14 protein-coding genes are annotated in these 14,298 nt (G+C 65.0%); 11 read left to right on the top strand and 3 right to left on the bottom strand.

What is annotated here, in order from left to right:
- The first annotated feature begins 120 nt into the window (after positions 1-120).
- From PverR02_RS19005 to PverR02_RS18995, 3 genes are read left to right on the top strand one after another with little or no spacing between them, the layout of a single operon-like run.
- Complete coding sequence (locus PverR02_RS19005) at positions 121-765, top strand: secretin and TonB N-terminal domain-containing protein (protein WP_046385246.1); 645 nt, start codon at positions 121-123, stop codon at positions 763-765.
- On the top strand, positions 762-1,307 hold the full coding sequence (locus PverR02_RS19000) for an RNA polymerase sigma factor (RefSeq protein ID WP_017846682.1): 546 nt from the start codon (positions 762-764) through the stop codon (positions 1,305-1,307). The genes PverR02_RS19005 and PverR02_RS19000 overlap by 4 nt, the downstream gene beginning before the upstream one ends.
- Before the next feature lie 37 nt (positions 1,308-1,344).
- A complete protein-coding gene (locus tag PverR02_RS18995) occupies positions 1,345-2,271 on the top strand; it encodes a FecR family protein (RefSeq protein WP_017846681.1) in 927 nt (308 codons plus the stop codon).
- A gap of 1,456 nt (positions 2,272-3,727) precedes the next feature.
- Here PverR02_RS18995 and PverR02_RS18990 read toward each other — a convergent pair.
- Together PverR02_RS18990 and gspH are read right to left on the bottom strand one after the other, a co-directional pair.
- The gene (locus tag PverR02_RS18990) at positions 3,728-4,339 is read right to left on the bottom strand and encodes a type II secretion system protein GspJ (protein ID WP_046383039.1); all 612 of its coding nucleotides are present in this window, start codon (positions 4,337-4,339) and stop codon (positions 3,728-3,730) included.
- Positions 4,336-4,788: a type II secretion system minor pseudopilin GspH gene (gene gspH, locus PverR02_RS18985; RefSeq protein ID WP_079444149.1), complete on the bottom strand. Its 453-nt coding sequence runs from the start codon at positions 4,786-4,788 to the stop codon at positions 4,336-4,338. The genes PverR02_RS18990 and gspH overlap by 4 nt, the downstream gene beginning before the upstream one ends.
- Positions 4,789-4,880: 92 nt before the next feature.
- Between gspH and PverR02_RS18980 the strand changes: the two genes are divergently transcribed.
- On the top strand, positions 4,881-5,312 hold the full coding sequence (locus tag PverR02_RS18980; RefSeq protein ID WP_079444148.1) for a type II secretion system protein N: 432 nt from the start codon (positions 4,881-4,883) through the stop codon (positions 5,310-5,312).
- On the opposite strand, the gene gspI is transcribed toward PverR02_RS18980, so the two are convergent.
- Entirely contained in the window at positions 5,299-5,685 is a 387-nt protein-coding gene (gene gspI, locus PverR02_RS18975; protein ID WP_017849134.1) for a type II secretion system minor pseudopilin GspI, read from the bottom strand. The genes PverR02_RS18980 and gspI overlap by 14 nt on opposite strands.
- Before the next feature lie 148 nt (positions 5,686-5,833).
- Between gspI and gspG the strand changes: the two genes are divergently transcribed.
- The 7 genes from gspG (at position 5,834) to gspF (ending at position 14,197) form a co-directional block, all read left to right on the top strand.
- Positions 5,834-6,283, top strand: a complete 450-nt coding sequence (gene gspG / locus PverR02_RS18970) for a type II secretion system major pseudopilin GspG (protein ID WP_057004376.1) — start codon at positions 5,834-5,836, stop codon at positions 6,281-6,283.
- Positions 6,284-6,291: 8 nt separating this feature from the next.
- Positions 6,292-7,182: a type II secretion system minor pseudopilin GspK gene (gspK, locus tag PverR02_RS18965; RefSeq protein WP_161493727.1), complete on the top strand. Its 891-nt coding sequence runs from the start codon at positions 6,292-6,294 to the stop codon at positions 7,180-7,182.
- The gene (gene gspL / locus PverR02_RS18960) at positions 7,179-8,261 is read left to right on the top strand and encodes a type II secretion system protein GspL (protein WP_079444147.1); all 1,083 of its coding nucleotides are present in this window, start codon (positions 7,179-7,181) and stop codon (positions 8,259-8,261) included. The genes gspK and gspL overlap by 4 nt, the downstream gene beginning before the upstream one ends.
- On the top strand, positions 8,254-8,766 hold the full coding sequence (gene gspM / locus PverR02_RS18955) for a type II secretion system protein GspM (protein ID WP_017849138.1): 513 nt from the start codon (positions 8,254-8,256) through the stop codon (positions 8,764-8,766). The genes gspL and gspM overlap by 8 nt, the downstream gene beginning before the upstream one ends.
- On the top strand, positions 8,763-11,066 hold the full coding sequence (gspD, locus tag PverR02_RS18950; protein WP_079444146.1) for a type II secretion system secretin GspD: 2,304 nt from the start codon (positions 8,763-8,765) through the stop codon (positions 11,064-11,066). Before gspM ends, gspD begins: the two co-directional genes overlap by 4 nt.
- Positions 11,067-11,567: 501 nt before the next feature.
- Entirely contained in the window at positions 11,568-12,986 is a 1,419-nt protein-coding gene (gene gspE / locus PverR02_RS18945) for a type II secretion system ATPase GspE (protein WP_057004372.1), read from the top strand.
- Positions 12,986-14,197, top strand: a complete 1,212-nt coding sequence (gene gspF / locus PverR02_RS18940; RefSeq protein ID WP_079444145.1) for a type II secretion system inner membrane protein GspF — start codon at positions 12,986-12,988, stop codon at positions 14,195-14,197. The genes gspE and gspF overlap by 1 nt, the downstream gene beginning before the upstream one ends.
- Positions 14,198-14,298: the final 101 nt, after the last annotated feature.

The raw sequence follows: 14,298 nt of genomic DNA, 5'->3' as shown, positions 1-14,298 counted from the left end.
GTAACATCAGGTTCATAAACTGGCCTCAGGATGACGGTTTTCAAGGACACGTCGGCCGTGCAGCGATGCAGAGCGGGGGGGGAACAGTGGGGCTTGCGGCGCGCCATCGGTGCCCTGGCCTTGCTGTTGCTGCTGGCGCTGGGTACCCCTGCGAGGGCAGAGCCGCCGCTGTTGATACTGGACCTGCCGGCACAAGATCTGGAACACGCACTGCAAGCGTACAGCCGCGCCACCGGCATGGCGGTGCTGGTCGACCGTGAACTGACGCGGGGCCGGCGCTCCATCAGCGTGCGCGGGCGCTTCACGGCGCAGGAGGCTTTGGCGATGTTGCTGACGGGGAGTGGCCTGATGGCGCGCTATGCACGCAGTGACGCGTTCACCTTGCAACTGCCCGAGGTCAGCCAACCCCCTGCCACCCGTGGTGCATCGGCACGCAACGCAGCACGGATCAACAACAGCTATGCCGCGGCGTTGCAACAGGCGATCGAAACCAGCCTGTGCCGTTCGCCGTTGACCCACCCCGGCAGCTTCAGAGCGCTGGTGCAGGTCTGGGTCAGCCCTCAGGGGTTGATCGAATACAGCCGGTTGGTCAGTTCCACCGGCGATGAACAACGCGATGAAGCCCTGGTGCGCAGCCTGGGCGCTGCCCGGGTCGAACGCCCGGCGCCGAGCTCGCTGCGCCAGCCGGTGACTTTACTTTTGATGCCCGACACAACAGGAACGCGCATGGAATGCACAGCAGGGAAAGGAGCCTGGGGCGGATGAAAGATTCCGGGCACAGCACGATGGTCAGCCTGTTCCTGGCGTCCTACGAGGAGTTCAAGGTGCGTCTGCGCAAGCGCCTGGGCTCGGAGGACCTGGCCAACGATGTGCTGCACGAAACCTACCTGCGCGTCGATCGCATGGACATGCCGCCGAACCTGGCGCAGCCCAATGCCTACCTGTACCGCATGGCCTTGAACATCGCCGCCGATCGCCGCGAAGCCGACGCCCGGCTGTTGACCGGCAGCGAAGTCGAAGAGCTGCTGCAAAGCGCCGACGAAGCCCAGGACCCCTCGCGGGTAGTGGGCGGGCAGAAAGAAATCCAGTCCCTGGTCAAGGCGCTCTACGAACTGCCGGCGCGCCGTCGCAAGATCCTCATCGCCGCGCGCCTGGAAGAAGCGCCGCACCTGGAAATCTCCCAACGTTTCGGCATTTCCACGCGCATGGTCGAAAAGGAAATCAAGGCCGCCCTGGGCCACTGTGCCAAGCGCCTGGAAAGAAAAGTGATCCAGCGGTTCGGTCCCGGGGCCGGAAAACCGTCTTAGTGTTGAGTCCCTGATAAATCCGTGAGTATTTGCGCGCTTGAACATTTTTAGCCTCTCCACCGCCCGGGCAACCCCCGCCAGCCCATTGCACGATGAAGCCCGCGACTGGCTGCTTCTGCTGACCTCGGGCCGGGCCACCGTAGCCGATGCCAAGGCCCTGAAAGCGTGGTGCGCCCAGAGCCCGGAGCATGCCCAGGCGTTCGAGCAGGCCAAGACGTTATGGCGGCAAGTGGGCACGGCGGTTGAACAGGCGCAGCCCCCGCGCCATTTTGGCCGGCGAGCCTTCCTCGGCGGCGCGATAGCGGCGTCGGCGGCGTTGGTGATGGTGGGCGTCGGCGCCCCAGGTGGGCTGGCCGGCTTGACCGCGGACTATCGCACCGCGGTCGGCGAGCAACGCCAGGTACTGTTGAGCGACGGCGTGAGCCTGGAACTCAATACCCAGACGCGCATCAGCCGGGTGGGGCAGGGGATCGAATTGCTCGAAGGCGAAGTCGAAGTGCTCGCCCATGTGGCCCAGCCGCTCAAGGTCCAGGCCGGCGCCGGCTGGGTCAGTGCGGCGCAGGCGCGGTTCAATGTGCGGCATACCGATCGCAACGTGTGCGTCACCTGTATCGAAGGGTGGCTGTCGGTGGATGTCGCCGGACGCACTGTACACATGGAGAGTGGCCGGCAACTCACCTATGGCGCCGCCGGGATCGGCGCGGTGGAGACGGTGGACGCCCAGGCGGTGGTGGCTTGGCGCGAGCAGGTGCTGGTGTTCAACAACGCGACGCTGGCGACGGTGGTGGACGAGATCAATCGCTACCGGCCGGGGATGCTGGTGTTATTGAACAAACAACTGGGCCAGCGCCGGGTGCAGGCGCGGTTCAGTTTGCAGCAGTTGGCGGGGGTGGCGTTGTTGATTCGTGATGCGTATGGGGCGAAGTGTACGGAATTGCCGGGGGGGGTGGTGTTGTTGAGTTAGGTTGACCGGGCATTTTTTTTGGATTGGGTTGGATTGAGTACATATCCGTTATTTAGGTTACGGCGGCTTATGGTTCCGGTCCGTACAAAAAGCCCCAAAGTAACCAAAGGGCTCTTGCCCCACCACTTGGTGCCTCGCCTAAGATCAAAAGCCAAAGCGAGGCGGCCTTATAGCCGACCTGATCCTGGAAGCCGAACCGGGTCAAAAATGTGGGAGGGGGCTTGCCCCCGATAGCAATATGTCAGCCACTACATGCATGACTGACCCACCGCTATCGGGGGCAAGCCCCCTCCCACATTTGGATCTCATAGATCAGATAGACCTTGCTCTGCTCTTGATCTGCTCTTGATCTTGATCTTGATCTTAGGCGCCCCGTAAAACCACTCGGTGCCTCGCCTAAGATCAAAAGCCAAAGCGAGGCGGCCTTATAGCTGACCTGATCCTGGAAGCCGAACCGGGTCAAAAATGTGGGAGGGGGCTTGCCCCCGATAGCAATATGTCAGCCACTACATGCATGACTGACCCACCGCTATCGGGGGCAAGCCCCCTCCCACATTTGGATCTCCATAGATCAGATAGACCTTGCTCTGCTTTTGATCTGCTCTTGATCTTGATCTTGATCTTAGGCGCCCCGTAAAACCACTTGGTGCCTCGCCTAAGATCAAAAGCCAAAGCGAGGCGGCCTTATAGTCGACCTGATCCTGGAAGCCGAACCGGGTCAAAAATGTGGGAGGGGGCTTGCCCCGATAGCAATATGTCAGCCACTACATGCATGACTGACCCACCGCTATCGGGGGCAAGCCCCCTCCCACATTTGGATCTCCATAGATCAGATAGACCTTGCTCTGCTTTTGATCTGCTCTTGATCTTGATCTTGATCTTAGGCGCCCCGTAAAACCACTCGGTGCCTCGCCTAAGATCAAAAGCCAAAGCGAGGCGGCCTTATAGCCGACCTGATCCTGGAAGCCGAACCGGGTCAAAAATGTGGGAGGGGGCTTGCCCCCGATAGCAATATGTCAGCCACTTCATGCATGACTGACCCACCGCTATCGGGGGCAAGCCCCCTCCCACATTTGGATCTCCATAGATCAGATAGACCTTGCTTTGCTCTTGATCTGCTTTTGCTCTGTTCTTGATCTTGATCTTAGGCGCCCCGTAAAACCACGCTGGCCGAACGCAGGTATTACGCAGCGGGTAAACCGGCAGGGATGCCGGTTTAGCCGTCCCGGGCCATGGATGGCCCGTGACGGCGGCCCGCGGAGTAATGCCTGCGTTCGGGCACACCGAGCCTAGGCGAGGTGCCGAGTGGTGGGGCAAGAGCCCTTTGGTTACTTTGGGGCTTTTCCAAAGTGACCCGCTGTAAGAGCGGAACCCTAAGCAGCCATTACCAAAAAAACGAATATGCACTCAACCGCCACCATTACCGAAAAAACGAATATGCCCCCATCACCCACCCCTACCAAAGCGGCCCCACCACCTGCCGATACCGCTCCACCCCCTGCGCCGTCTGCCGCACCAGGCTCACCTCCAGCCCCAGCGGATCTTCCCGCCGATTCCCGCTCAACTGCCGCCAGCCCTTGTCCGCCTCCCACACCCGCACCTGCAGATCACTGACCCCGGTCAACACCACCACCCCATCCTTAGCCGCCGGCAACGGAAAGCGATCCCGCGCCGGTGCGGCTGCGCGGTACAGGCTGTCGCCCTTGAGCCACCACCGCACCCGTTGCAGCCCATCCGCCGCGACCGGCGCGCTGCGGATCACGTCCAGGCGAAAGCCCTTGCTGTCGGAACTGCGCACCGTCACCGCCGCCAACCCGCTGGGCTTGGTTTTATCGGCTTGCAGAGAAGCCGGCACGCTCAGCTCCACGCTGGCGCGCATGTTGAGATCGCGCTGCAACTGGTTCAGCGCCCGCAACAACGCCTCGGTCTGTTCCGTGCTGGCCTGCAAGTGCTGATCCGCACGGGTCACGCTGTCGAGGCCGCGCCAGGCGATGAGGCTGACCAGCGCCATCAGCATGATCGCCACCATCACCTCAATCAGCGTGAAGCCTTTCTGCGAGGCACTCATGGCTGGCTCACCACGCGCATCAAACCGGCGGCATCACGTTGCAGGCTGAGGTGGTGTTGCCCGTCGGACAGCTCGACCCGCACTGGCGGGTTGATCCATTCGGCGTCGAGCACCAAGGTTTGCCGGGGCTCGATCGTGACCTGCATCGGCGTGCTCTCCCATAGGCGCGGGCGCAGTTGGGCGTCGCCCTGGAATGACTCCACGCCGAGGCCGTCATCGCTGCGACGGTTGAAGCGGAAACCCTTGGCGTCCGCGCGCCAGGTGATCGGCCGCCCATCGGCGCGGGCTTCGGCCTGGGCTACTTGCAGCAACTGACTCAAACGCTCGGCATCCTTGCGCAGCAGGTGCAGCGGGTCGGGCTTGATGGTCAGGCTGATGGCGGCGCTGGCAATGCCGATGATCACCAGCACCACCATCAGTTCGATCAGGGTGAAACCTTGCTGTTTCATGGGGCGGCACCTGGAAAGCTGGCGAGGTTATGAAATAAAAACGTGCGAATTGGCCTGTAGGCTGATGCCACGGACAAACAGGAGGTCCACCCATGGCACTTGCCCTTCGTTTTTCTCCCGCCCTCGGCGTGCAGGCACTGGCCGTGGTTGCCGCGTTGGCCGGCGTGGCGGTCTGGACGCCGTTGCTGCTCACTTCCGCCGAATCCCACACGCCGCCGGCGGCCGCCGAGGTGTTGGCGGCGCGCAGCGATAACCCGGCGTTGCAGTGGTTTTCCACGGCGCCGACGGCATTGCAGGTCAAGGTCTCGGGGGTCTTGGCCGGAGCGCGGGGCGCGGTGGCGATCCTCAGCCTCAACGATGGCCCGCCGCGCAGTTTTCTGCTCGGCGAGCGCCTCAGCCCCGGCGTGCGCTTGACGGCCATCGCGGGTGACGGTGTCGAGATCGAACGCGGCGGCGAGAAGGTGCGCGTGCAGCTCGACACGTTGCCGCAGGCGCCCGCATTGCCACGCCTCACTCGGCCTTGACCTGCGGCCTGGCCAGGGTCGTCGCCAGGCGCGCCAACGGCGGCGCCTCGCGGCTGGCGTCCCGCACCTGCACATCGACCTGCACCAACTGACTGTCGGGGCTGTTGCTGAGGGTCTGCTCGCAACGCAGTTTCAAGCGGCCCTGATCGCACGCGAAGGTCTTCTTACCGCTGCTCAAACGCCCCTCCAACTGCAACTCCGCCAGCCGGCTTTGCGCCGCCAGCATCGCCATCGACTTGTCGCGCAGCAGGCCGTTGCTCTGGGTCATCAACCCGGCCACGCGCACGGCCGCGGCCATGGCCACCGCGATGATCGCCAGCGCCACCAGCACTTCAATCAGGGTAAAACCTCGCTCGTTGCGGTGCCTGCGCATGGCGTTCTCAAAGCCTGGAAACAGGTGCGCAGCCTAGCGCTGGCAGTTGACCGATTGGCGACCGAAACTCCCGAGGATTTTCAATACGACTGACATGTGTTCTTGCAACACTGCGCCCCGAAATGCACTCAAGCCAAGGAATGTCGAGATGGATATCGCACGCCTAACATCCCCACTGCCAGGCCCTCGCGGCCAGCGTGGCTTCACTCTGATCGAGATCATGGTGGTGGTGGTCATTCTCGGGATTCTGGCGGCGATGGTGGTGCCCAAGGTACTCGACCGCCCGGACCAGGCGCGGGCCACCGCGGCGAAACAGGACATCGGCGGGTTGATGCAGGCGCTGAAACTCTATCGCCTCGACCACGGCACTTACCCGACGATGAACCAGGGCCTCAAAGTGCTGGTGGAACGCCCGGCGGATGCGAAAAACAGCAACTGGCGCGCCTACCTCGACCGCCTGCCCAATGACCCGTGGGGCCGTCCTTATCACTATCTCAACCCAGGCGCCAACGGCGAGGTCGATGTGTTCTCCCTGGGCGCCGACGGCCAACCGGATGGCGACGGCGTGAATGCCGATATCGGCTCCTGGCAGCTGTAAGGCGCGCGATGAAACGGGATTCGCCCGCAGCGGCGAAGCAGCGCGGCATGGCGATTATCAGCGCGTTGCTGATCGCGGCGGTGGTGGCGGTGATCGCCGGCGCCATGCTCACGCGCCAGAGCGTATTCACCCGCAGCGTGGAGGCCGAGCAATTGCGCATTCAGGGTCAGTGGCTGTTGCAAGGTCGCCTGGAACACAGCCGCCTGTTGCTGTGGGAGGCGCGCCAGAAGGACGTGCTGACGCGCCTCGATCAGCCGTGGGCGCGGCCCCAGGGCGGGGCGTTTGAAGGGCGCCTGGAGGACGAGCAGGGCAAGTTCAACCTGCGCAATCTGGTCAATCACCAGCGGCTGGACGCCGAACAACTGCAAGCTTTCGAGCGCCTGTGCCGCCTGATCGACATCGACCCGGCCGTGAGCCGACGTATCAGCCGGCGAGTGATCGCCTCCTATGATCAACGTACCGACAAGACGCTGTTGCCGGCGCGCTACCCGATGCTGCGCAGCCTGGATGACCTGAGCGGTATCGAAGGGCTCGACCCGCTGCTGCTGCGACGCCTGCAGACCTTCGTCGGCGTGCTGCCCGGCAATACCTGGGTCAACGGCAACACCGCCAGTGCCGAAGTGCTCAGCGCGGTGGTGCCGGAACTCAGCCTGGCCCAGGCCCAGGCATTGGTGGCCGAGCGCGACAGCGGGCGCTGGTTTATCAACCGTGGCGATTTCGTCAACCGCCTGCACCTGCCCCAAGTGGCGGTGGACAGCGTGCAGGTGGGCATTACCAGCGAGTGGTTTCGCCTGCAGGGCCAGGTACGCCGTGAACAGCGCCGGGTAACGATCGACGCGTTGTTGCATCGCCCCGAAGACCGCCGGCCCCAGGTGATCTGGTCGCGGGTGGGCGCATGAAACGCCTGCGGATCGGCTTGCCGCCACTCGATCAACTGACGGTCGACAGCCAGGTGCAATTTGCCTGGCTGGAGCGTGGCGCCGTGGTGAGCGAGGGTTGCGAAAGCCTGTTGCAGTTGGGCCGGTCCAAGCCGTCGGTGGAGTGCTTTCTGCACCCCGCCGACAGCCTGTCGACCAGCCTCGAGCTGCCGCCGCTGGCCGCCGCCAAAACCGCCGCCGCCGTGGCCTGTGCCGCACAGGCGTTGATCCTCGGGCCGGTGGAGCAGATGCAGGTGGCCCACGGCCCGCGCGACAGCGATGGGCGCGTGCAGGTGGCCTGGGTGTCCACGGCCGGGTTGGAGCGCCTGGGCCAGGTGTTGGCGCAGGGCCAGTTCAGGTTGCGCGGCTTGTACCCGGCGCCGTATGCCTTGCCGCTCGGCGCCGCGGCCATGCACGACGGTTATTTGCTGACACGCCATAGCCTTCACCAAGCGGCGGTGCATCCGCTCGGGCAACAGGTGTTGGATCAAGGGCTGGAGGTGCCGCTGGCGCCGGAGGCGCAACGCTGGAGTGGCGCCGTGCCTGGCTGGGGCTTGCACGGCCGCCTCAACCCACCGGCGAGCGGTGGCTGGGGCAGGGCGCTGGCCGCTGTCGCCCTGGCCACTGCCGTCTGGACCCTGGGCCTGAACCTGTACGCCGCGCGCCAGGCGGGCGAAGGCCAGCAGCTCAAGGCGCTGCTGAGCCAGCAGGTGCGCCAGGCCTTCCCCGAATTACCGGTGATCCTCAACCCCTTGCAGCAGGCCCGCCAACAGTTGGCCGCCCGCCAAACCGGCGCCGCCGCCGACCCCGCCCAGCGCTTTGGCAGCCTGCTGCAAGTAGCCGGCAGCAGCCTGCCGTTCATGGTCGGCAACGTCGACAACCTGAGCTTCGAACAGGGCCGCTTGCACGTGGGCTTGCTGGCCGACGGCCGTAGCCCGACGGCGCCGGGCGATGGGCAAGCGGCGCTGGCCCAGGCCGGGTTTAGCGCGACCCGCGATGAGCATGGCTGGACGTTGGGCCCGGTGGAAACCGCCGAAAAACCGGGAGCCGCCGATGAATAAGTGGCGCCGTCTACGCAGCCAGGCCCAGGCGTTCTGGAGCGGCCTGGCCCTGCGCGAACAACGCATGCTCAGCGGCGCCGGCCTGGTGCTGGCAGGTCTGTTGACCTGGCTGGTGCTGATTCAGCCGCCCTTGAAGACGATCGCGTATTGGCAGGCCGAAACCCCCAAGTTGCGCACCCAGGCCGCCACCTTGCACGCGCTGTTGCAGGGTGTCGCGGCGCCGCGGCCCGCCGATGCCGCCACGCTGCAACAGGCCCTGGACAGCGCCGGCCTGCAAGGTCGTTACCAGTTGCAGGCGCTGGATGCCGGCGCCTGGCGCCTGAGCTTCGACAACGCGCCGGCCGATGCGGTGATGGACTGGTTACTGGGCAATCCCCGTTCGTTTTCCCTGGAGGTGTCCGAGGCGCGCTTGCAGCGTAGCGCGGACGCTATCGACAACTCGGCCGGCACTGTGTCCGGGACCGTTCGCATGGATCAGGCGCTTGGCGCTAAGGAAGCTTCATGAAGTGGTCAGTCCCCAACCCTGCGCCTTTTCGCAAGGTCGCGCCGCTGCTGTTACTGGCCTTGAGCGCGTGCAGCAACACCCCGTCGCCGACCAAGCCGTTGCAGGTGGACAGCGAACTCGGCCAGCCCCTGGCCGACACCCGGCGCAGCAGCGAGAGCGTGCTGGAGCGCCAGCGCGAGCCGGCGCCCAAGCCCCGCGTCCAGCACCCGCTGACCAACAGCGCCCGTGGCCACGCGCCGGCTGCGGTCAAGACGCGCAACCCGCTGGGCGATCAGCCGGTGCAGTTGAATTTTGTCGATGCCGATATCCAGGCGGTGGTGCGCGCGCTGTCCCGTGCCACCGGCCAGCAGTTTCTGGTCGACCCTCGAGTCAAAGGCAACCTGACCCTGGTCAGCGAAGGCCAGGTGCCGGCGCATCAAGCCTACGACATGCTGCTGGCTGCGCTGCGCATGCAGGGCTTCAGCGTGGTCGACGTCGGCGGCGTGGCCCAGGTGGTGCCGGAGGCCGATGCGAAGTTGCTCGGCGGGCCGATCTACAGCGCCGGCAGCAGCGGCATGCAGACCCGCACCTTTCGCCTGCAATATGAAAACGCGGTGAACCTGATCCCGGTGCTGCGCCCGATCGTGTCGCCGAACAACCCGATCAACGCCTACCCGGGCAACAACAGCATCGTCATCACCGACTACGCGGAAAACCTTGCGCGGGTGGCGCAGATCATCGACAGCATCGACACCCCCAGCGCCATCGACACCGACGTGGTGATGGTGCAGAACGGCATCGCCGTGGACATCGCCGCCATGGTCAGCGAACTCCTGGAAACCCAGGGCGCCGACCAGACCCAGAAGATCAACGTGATCGGTGACCCGCGCTCCAACTCGATCATCATCCGTTCCGGCAGCCCCGAGCGTACCGAGCTGGCGCGCAACCTGATCTACAAACTCGACAATGCCCAGAGCAACCCGAGCAACATGCACGTGGTCTACCTGCGCAACGCCCAGGCCGGCAAGCTGGCGCAGTCGCTGCGCGGCTTGCTCACCGGCGAGAGCGAGTCCGGCGTCAGCGACGAGGCGCGGGGCAAGCTCAGTGCCATGGGCGGCAATGCCCAGAGCACCCAGGGCAACAGCACCGCGCAGAACAGCAGCGGCACGCCCACCGGCAGCGGCGTGCAGGCCGGGTATGGCCAGGACAAACCGGCGACCGGCAGCAGCCCCAGCGATCAGAACACCGCGTTCAGCGCCGGCGGCGTGACGATCCAGGCCGACGCCACCACCAACACCTTGCTGATCTCCGCGCCGGACCCGCTGTACCGCAACCTGCGCGAAGTGATCGACATGCTTGACCAGCGCCGCGCCCAGGTGGTGATCGAAAGCCTGATCGTCGAAGTCAACGAAGACGACGCCAGCGAGTTCGGCGTGCAGTGGCAGGCCGGCAACCTCGGCGGCAAGGGCGGTTTTGGCGGGGTGAACCTGGGGGGCAGCGGGGTGAATGGCACGTCGACCAGCAAGACCAGCATCGATGTGCTGCCCAAGGGCCTGAATATCGGCCTGGTCGATGGCAGCGTCGACATCCCCGGGATCGGCAAGGTGCTCGACCTCAAAGTGCTGGCCCGCGCCTTGAAGAGCAAGGGCGGCACCAACGTGCTGTCGACACCGAACCTGTTGACCCTGGACAACGAAGCCGCGAGCATTTTTGTCGGGCAGACCATTCCGTTCGTCACCGGCAGCTATGTGACGGGCGGCGGCGGCACCAGCAACAACCCGTTCCAGACCGTGCAGCGCGAAGAAGTGGGGCTCAAGCTCAACGTGCGCCCGCAGATTTCCGAAGGCGGCACGGTGAAGCTGGATATCTACCAGGAAGTCAGCAGCGTGGACGCGCGGGCGTCGGTGGACGCGGGCACGGTGACCAACAAGCGGGCGATCGATACCAGCATCCTGTTGGACGACGGGCAGATCATGGTGCTCGGCGGGTTGTTGCAGGACGGCTACAGCCAGAGCAATGACGCGGTGCCGTGGCTGTCGGATATCCCGGGGTTGGGCGCGTTGTTTCGCAATGAAAAGCGCAGTGTGAACAAGACCAACCTGATGGTGTTTTTGCGCCCTTACATCATTCGCGACAGTGGCGCGGGGCGCAGTATCACGTTGAACCGCTATGAGTTCATGCGCCGCGCCCAGGGAGGCTTGCAGCCGGAGCGCAGTTGGGCAATGCCGGATGTGCAGGCGCCGCAGTTGCCGTCGGTGGAGAAGGCGATTCCGGGGGCTGGGCCGAGGGCGGTGATCAGGGCGGTGCCGGCTCGTGATTGATGTTGAGCGAGTGCATATCCGGGGCTTCGGTAACGGCGGCTTATGGTTCCGCCCTTACGGCGGGTCACTTTGGAAAAGCCCCAAAGTAACCAAAGGGCCCTTGCCCCACCACTCGGCACCTCGCTTGGGCTCGGTGTGCCCGAACGCAGGCTTGCGTGGTTTAAGATCAAAAGCGGCTCGCTTCGCATCGTGTTTACGCGGGGGGGCGGTGTTTTTTCATGGCCTGGATTTGTGCCACAACCCCGCTGCAATCAATGCAGTGCCCAGACGGGTGCAGTCGGATTTGACTGAGAATTCCTGGGCACTCACCGCTTCAAAATGTGGGAGGGGGCTTGCCCCCGATAGCGGTGGTTCAGTTACAGATGAATTGACTGACACACCGCTATCGGGGGCAAGCCCCCTCCCACATTTACAGTGCGCGGCGGCCCGCCGTGAGGGCGGAACCATAAGCCGCCGTTACCGCAGCAACGGATATGTACTCAATCCAAAAGGGTCAACCCCATGAGCCTGCTGCCCTACGCCTGGGCCAAATCCCAACGCATCCTCCTGCGTCCCGGCGAGGCCGGCCTGCTGCTGACGGTCTGCCCGTCGACCCCCGGCTGGTCGATCAGCGAAGTGCAACGTCAGTTCGGCCAGAGCCGCCTTGAACAGGTGCGCGATGATGAACTCGACGGCCTGCTCGCCAGCGCCTATGCCGACACCGGCAGCGCCGCTGCGGTGGTCGGTGCCGCCGAAAACGAAGTCGACCTCGACCGCCTGATGCAGGACATGCCCGAGATCACCGACCTGCTCGACACTCAGGACGGCGCGCCGGTGATCCGCATGATCAACGCCTTGCTGACCCAGGCCGCCCGCGATGAGGCCAGTGACATCCATATCGAACCCTACGAAACCCACTCCGTGGTGCGCTACCGCGTCGACGGCACCCTGCGCGACGTGGTCTCGCCGCGCAAGGCGCTGCATGGCGCGCTGGTGTCGCGGATCAAGATCATGGCCCAGCTCGACATCGCCGAAAAACGCCTGCCCCAGGACGGCCGCATCGCCCTGCGCGTGGCCGGGCGGCCGATTGATATCCGCGTGTCGACAGTGCCCACCGGGCATGGCGAGCGCGTAGTGATGCGCTTGCTGGACAAGCAGGCCGGGCGCCTGCAACTGGAGACCCTGGGCATGGAGCCGCAACTGCTGGCGCGCCTCGACACGCTGATCCGCCAGCCCCACGGCATCGTGTTGGTCACCGGGCCCACCGGCAGCGGCAAGACCACCAGCCTCTACGCCGCGCTGGCGCGGCTGGATGCGAGCACCAGCAATATCCTCACCGTCGAAGACCCGGTGGAGTACGACTTGCCGGGCATCAGCCAGATCCAGGTCAATGCCAAGATCGACATGACCTTCGGCCTGGCTTTGCGTGCGATTCTGCGCCAGGACCCGGACATCATCATGATCGGCGAAATCCGCGACCTGGAGACCGCCCAGATCGCCGTGCAAGCCTCGCTCACCGGCCACCTGGTGCTCGCCACCCTGCACACCAACGACGCGGTGTCGGCGGTCAACCGCCTGATCGATATGGGCGTCGAACCGTTCCTGCTGGCGTCTTCACTGTTGGGCGTGTTGGCCCAGCGCCTGGTGCGGCGCCTGTGCCCGCACTGCAAGCAGGCAGACCCGGCCGTGCCGGGCACCTGGCGCCCGGTGGGCTGCGCGCAGTGCAACCAGATCGGCTACAGCGGGCGTACCGGTATCCATGAATTGTTCTGCGTCGACGACGAGGTGCGCAGCCTGATCCACCAGGGCGCCGGCGAGCAGGAACTGCGTCTGGCCGCACGCCGCGCCGGCATGTTCAGCATGCGTGAAGACGGCGAGCGCTGGGTGCGCAGCGGCACCACCGCGGCCGAAGAAATCCTGCGCGTAACACGGGACGCCTGATGAATCGCTATCGCTATGAAGCCGCCGACGCCAGCGGCAAGGTCGAGGCCGGGCACCTGGAGGCGGACAGCCAGAGCGCGGCGTTTGCCGCGTTGCGCAGCCGTGGCCTGACCGCGCTTCTGGTGCAGGTCGAAGGCGGTCAACAGGCCGCGGGCGGCAGCAGCCTATTCAGCGCCAAGCTGTCGGACAACGACCTGGCCTGGGCCACGCGGCAACTGGCGAGCCTGCTCGGCGCCAGCCTGCCGTTGGAAGCGGCGCTGAGCGCGACGGTGGAACAGGCCGAGAAAAAACACATCGCCCAGACCCTGGCCGCCGTGCGCGCCGATGTGCGCGGCGGCATGCGCCTGGCCGATGCCCTGGCGGCACGGCCACGGGACTTTCCGTCGATCTACCGTGCGCTGATCGCGGCGGGGGAGGAGTCCGGCGACCTGGCCCAGGTGATGGAGCGCCTGGCCGACTACATCGAGGAGCGCAACAACCTGCGCGGCAAGATCCTCACCGCATTCATCTACCCCGGCGTGGTGGGGCTGGTGTCCATCGGCATCGTGATTTTCCTGCTCAGCTACGTAGTGCCCCAGGTGGTCAGCGCGTTCTCCCAGGCGCGCCAGGACCTGCCGGGGCTGACCCTGGCGATGCTCAACGCCAGCGACTTTATCCGCGCCTGGGGTTGGCTGTGTTTTGCCGGGATCGTCGGCAGCTTCTGGGGCTGGCGCCTGTACCTGCGCAACCCCGTGGCGCGCTTGAACTGGCACAGCCGCGTGCTGCGCTTGCCGCTGATCGGGCGCTTTGTGCTGGGCCTGAACACCGCGCGATTTGCCTCGACCCTGGCGATCCTCGGCGGTGCTGGCGTGCCGCTGTTGCGCGCCCTCGAAGCGGCGCGCCAGACCTTGTCCAACGAGCGTCTGAGCCAGTGCGTCAACGACGCCACCGCCAAAGTGCGCGAGGGCGTCAACCTCGCTCCGGCGCTGGCGGTGGAGAAGGTGTTCCCACCGGTGCTGATCCACCTGATCGCCAGCGGTGAAAAAACCGGCTCACTACCGCCGATGCTCGAACGCGCGGCGCAGACCCTGTCGCGGGACATCGAACGCCGTGCCATGGGCATGACCGCGCTGCTCGAGCCACTGATGATCGTAGTGATGGGCGCCGTGGTGCTGGTGATCGTGATGGCGGTGCTGTTGCCGATCATCGAGATCAACCAACTGGTGACCTGAATGTGGGAGGGGGCTTGCCCCCGATTGCGATGGGTCAGTCTATGCGTCTTTGGCTGACACTCCCTCATCGGGGGCAAGCCCCCTCCCACATTGGACCCTAC

The sequence above is a fragment of the Pseudomonas veronii genome (assembly GCF_002028325.1).
GTDB lineage: Bacteria > Pseudomonadota > Gammaproteobacteria > Pseudomonadales > Pseudomonadaceae > Aquipseudomonas > Aquipseudomonas veronii.
The sequence above is the reverse complement of the archived record's forward strand: the minus strand, read 5'-3'. Positions and strand labels throughout refer to the sequence as shown.